Below are 3854 nucleotides of genomic sequence, written 5' to 3' on the forward strand. Positions count from 1 at the left end.
CTGAAGAAGAACTGCATTTCATAATTGAAAAGGTGAATCATCGACCCAGAAAATGCCTTAACTACCAGACACCACACGAAGTCTTCTTTCAAAATTCACGTGGTGCACTTGCAATTTGAATCCACCTGTATCCGAAAGAACATCATACACATCATATCCCCAAGACCAGACGGTACCATCTTGCTTAACGGCATATGTAGAAGAAGGTCCTATGGCGATTTTCGCGACATTGGTGATACTTGCTATGTTTACCGGTGCTGGCCTATTAACTTTTGTTCCATCGCCCAATTGACCGGAACTGTTGTTGCCCCAAGCCCATAAAGTGCCATCATTCTTTATAGCCATGGCATGGGTAGAGGCTTTAACGCTCACAATATTCGATACATTCAGGACCTGTACCGGATTCGTCTTGTAGTCATTAGCTGCACTAACACCATATCCAAGATTCCCGGTTGACCCGTTCCATCCCCATGCCCATACGGTACCGTCACGCTTTACTGCTACAGTAAACAATTCTCCTGCTGCAATCTCGACAACATCAGATATGTTTGCTCTGACAGGTATTGCACTGCTGGTGGTGGTTCCATCGCCCAACTGGCCAAAGGTATTGTCCCCCCATGCCCATAAGGTACCATCTGACTTAAGGGCAACATAGTGACTTAACCCAGCCGCTACTTTGCTTACGGAAGACAAAGCCGCCACCATCTTTGGTGAAGTGCTGTCCAATTGGGTACTGTAATTGTTGTAGTTATTCAAGTGACCCCATGTCCATACTGTACCGTCTGATTTAATTGCAATTACACTATCTCCCTGTGCATCAAGGGCAACCACTTTCGATGATGTTATCTGCTGTTCCGTTGAGATATCGCTTTCGATACCATCTTTGACAGCCGTGACGACATAATAGTAGCGGGTATTATCGATCAACCCACTATGGACATAAGGGCTGCTTGCATTTGTAATTTTCGTACCGTTTGTTTTGGATACACCAGGGGTGGTTGACCAGTATATATTGTAGCTTGTTGCACCACTTACGGATTGCCAAGAAATAGTGTTCTTGCTGGCTGAAGACGTAACAACGACACCTGTTGGTGCAGAAGGTCCACTTAATATATCCGTAGATCCCGTAGTACCACCGCCACCACCTCCGCAGCCAACCAATGATGCTATCAAAGCGAATCCGATCAACATCCTACCCATTCTCATACTCCCTCCTGTAAATCATGTAATACCTGCATATAGACAATAAGCCATCTTTAGTAGGCATAAAATCATTAATAGTCTATAGGGTTAAGGAAAATTTAGACTATCGTCTATTAAATAGACCTCTTATTTCCTCTATGCTCCAAGCATGGAAGTAAATGAGGTTTTGGACATAATCGGGAAAAGGATTCGGAATACCAGGAAGGCTAAGGGTCTTTCACAGGAGAAGTTAGCGGAACTTGCGAGCTTGCATCCGACATACATCAGTGATGTGGAACGGGGAAAGGTAAATGCTTCGGTCTATACCTACTACTGCATAGCTACAGCCTTAGAGGTTGAGCTTGCTGATATTGTAAAGTTACCATCAAATATGATCGATGCTAATTTTGAAAATGAACTGTCGCAAGTACTGATGCAGATAAGGAATTTGGACGAAGGAAAACGTGGTATGTTCATTTCGTCGATGAAAGGTTTGCTGTCAGGTATGGGAGCAAAATGAGCCAGAAATTAAACCTTCTCATAGACACCTTTTGTCAATTTTTTTAGCCATTTATCAGTGTTATAGTACACAGCAAACGCAGTATTAACTTGGGCTTTAAGTTCAGGCAATGTTGTTATTTGTTGAAACGCTGGCATTGAGTTCCACAATTTTTCAGAATAGTCATTCGCTACTATAGAATCACCAACCTCATATGATAATAAGTCAATGCCTATAAATATTCTAGCTACCTCATACAAAGCATTTTTTGAGCCTTTCACCTTTTCTTTAACTGTTAGTTTTTGATCATTATCTAAACGATTGTGCAAGCGTCCTAACGCAATGAGGAAAGGGGATAACTTCTGTTTGAATTCCTTTTCGTAAGCATTTGGATTTGCAATACAGTCATCGTATTGTTTGTTCTCTAATCTAGCCTTGTATCTTTTGTTCTGCCGGACCTTACAATCCAAGCAGTTATCATTGGCTGATGGCACATCAGTCTTTCTTGTCCACATCCCACAGGTAGGGCACCAGCCCAATGTAATTCTTTCATCCCTGAAACCATATTCGAGATCTGGGAGGTATCTTGCAGAATTAATAACCGTTTCTTTACCCGCACCGAATGATGGTTTCTTAATTTCATATATACAGTTCTTTTCGTAAATTACTAAATGAAATCTCCATAGCAAATTGTACAATTCTTCAACAGGGTCTATACTGTGATACATGACATAACTATTCCATATCTCCGACCACTGTATATTACTTGTTGCACTAATTATTTTTACTAAATCTTCCCCATTTGCAGTATCAAAGTTTAGTTCACCGAGCTGCTTGGCTATTCCAGCCTCAAGTACTTTTACCATGCTTTGAAATGGGTCTTTGGTTTCTTCAATAAAATTAATAGCATTAAATATTACAATACATAAGGTAGTTGCTCTTGAGTAAGCGCAGGTAATTTCAGGGGTGCTCGTAAATGACTCTGGTGCGTAAACAATAACAACAGGTCTTTCTAACCCTCTAAACCGTCTAATCGTCTCTATTTCTGAAACTGAATCTTTAATACATTGTGGTATCAATGTTGAAGGATCGGTATCCAAATAAATAACTGCAATATCGTTTCTGTTTATGCCACGAGCAGTTAAAGTCTTTATTGTCTCGGTGAGTGTTGACAACGGAGACGCTGTTGTGAGTTCAATTAATGCGTCATTATCTTCAGGTCTTAACGACGCTTGCTGATAATCTGGTTTAGGCAATGCTTCATATAAACGCGAAAAGACTTTTTTGGGTGATCTCAAATTAATTGTAAGGTATTGAACTTTATCTGAATCAATATAATCTGCAATTTCATCGGCAGATAAGCTGTTTTCGAATGTAAAAACTTGGGTCTCATCGCAAAAAGCAAGAAAAGAACTATGGTCGTAACAACAACTAAGCGCTATAATCCATTCATGATTGAAAACCTGTGCTTCGTCAATAACGATGACATCATAATTAGGAAGAAGGTTATTTGATAACGCGGTATTGATTATTTCTGATGTATTATCAGTTCCTTCTAAAGTTAGTGTTTTTCCAATTCTTTTAGCTAATTGAGCTGCAAATGCATGATATGTTTTAACTGTAACAGAGGTACTTGACAAGTCTTTGTAAATCTTATCTGCAAGTTTTTTGTTGAATACCAAAAATAGTACAGACTTTCCTAATTCTGACATTTGTCTTGCATATGTCAACGCCAAAAGTGTTTTGCCTGTTCCACTTCGTCCAGTAATAACTACCCTATTATGTCGTAATAGCGTATCAAGTATACATTGTTGTTCCTCAGTTAGAATTAGCCATCTTTCCGCGTCCTCTTGGATTCTATGACTCCAAGTGGGTGAATAATCACTGGTTGGACAAATAGAATATATTATTTTTTGTAATTCCTGATCGTTAAAAGTCCTATTTGGCCGCGCCATTTTCCAGTACGACATTATCTGATTAATCTTCTTCGAGAGATCAACCAAATCATTGCGGTCTATACATATAGTATCGCCTGTTTGAGCATCAGGTAGTGTAAAGAGTTTTTCGCTTTTTTCTTAGCAGTGCCTGTTTCGGTTAGATTACCTCGGCCACTTCAAGTTTCTGGTTCAATTCCTGTTCTTTGAGAAGATCGATGTTGAGGTACCGCTTTGTT

General features: G+C 39.8%; 3 protein-coding genes. 1 reads left to right on the forward strand and 2 read right to left on the reverse strand.

The features are described 5' to 3' along the window. Positions 1-57: 57 nt before the first annotated feature. Positions 58-1206 (reverse strand): hypothetical protein, encoded by a 1149-nt coding sequence (locus tag ML541_RS18750; RefSeq protein ID WP_243375579.1) that lies wholly within the window; start codon positions 1204-1206, stop codon positions 58-60. A gap of 145 nt (positions 1207-1351) precedes the next feature. Here ML541_RS18750 and ML541_RS18755 point away from each other — a divergent pair, with 145 nt between their 5' ends. Continuing rightward, the gene (locus tag ML541_RS18755) at positions 1352-1702 is read left to right on the forward strand and encodes a helix-turn-helix transcriptional regulator (protein ID WP_243375581.1); all 351 of its coding nucleotides are present in this window, start codon (positions 1352-1354) and stop codon (positions 1700-1702) included. Positions 1703-1710: 8 nt separating this feature from the next. Here ML541_RS18755 and ML541_RS18760 read toward each other — a convergent pair whose 3' ends face one another. Further along, positions 1711-3651: a DNA/RNA helicase domain-containing protein gene (locus ML541_RS18760; RefSeq protein ID WP_243375583.1), complete on the reverse strand. Its 1941-nt coding sequence runs from the start codon at positions 3649-3651 to the stop codon at positions 1711-1713. Positions 3652-3854: the final 203 nt, after the last annotated feature.

Origin of the sequence: Geotalea sp. SG265, from assembly GCF_022808985.1 — a bacterium.
GTDB lineage: Bacteria > Desulfobacterota > Desulfuromonadia > Geobacterales > Geobacteraceae > Geotalea.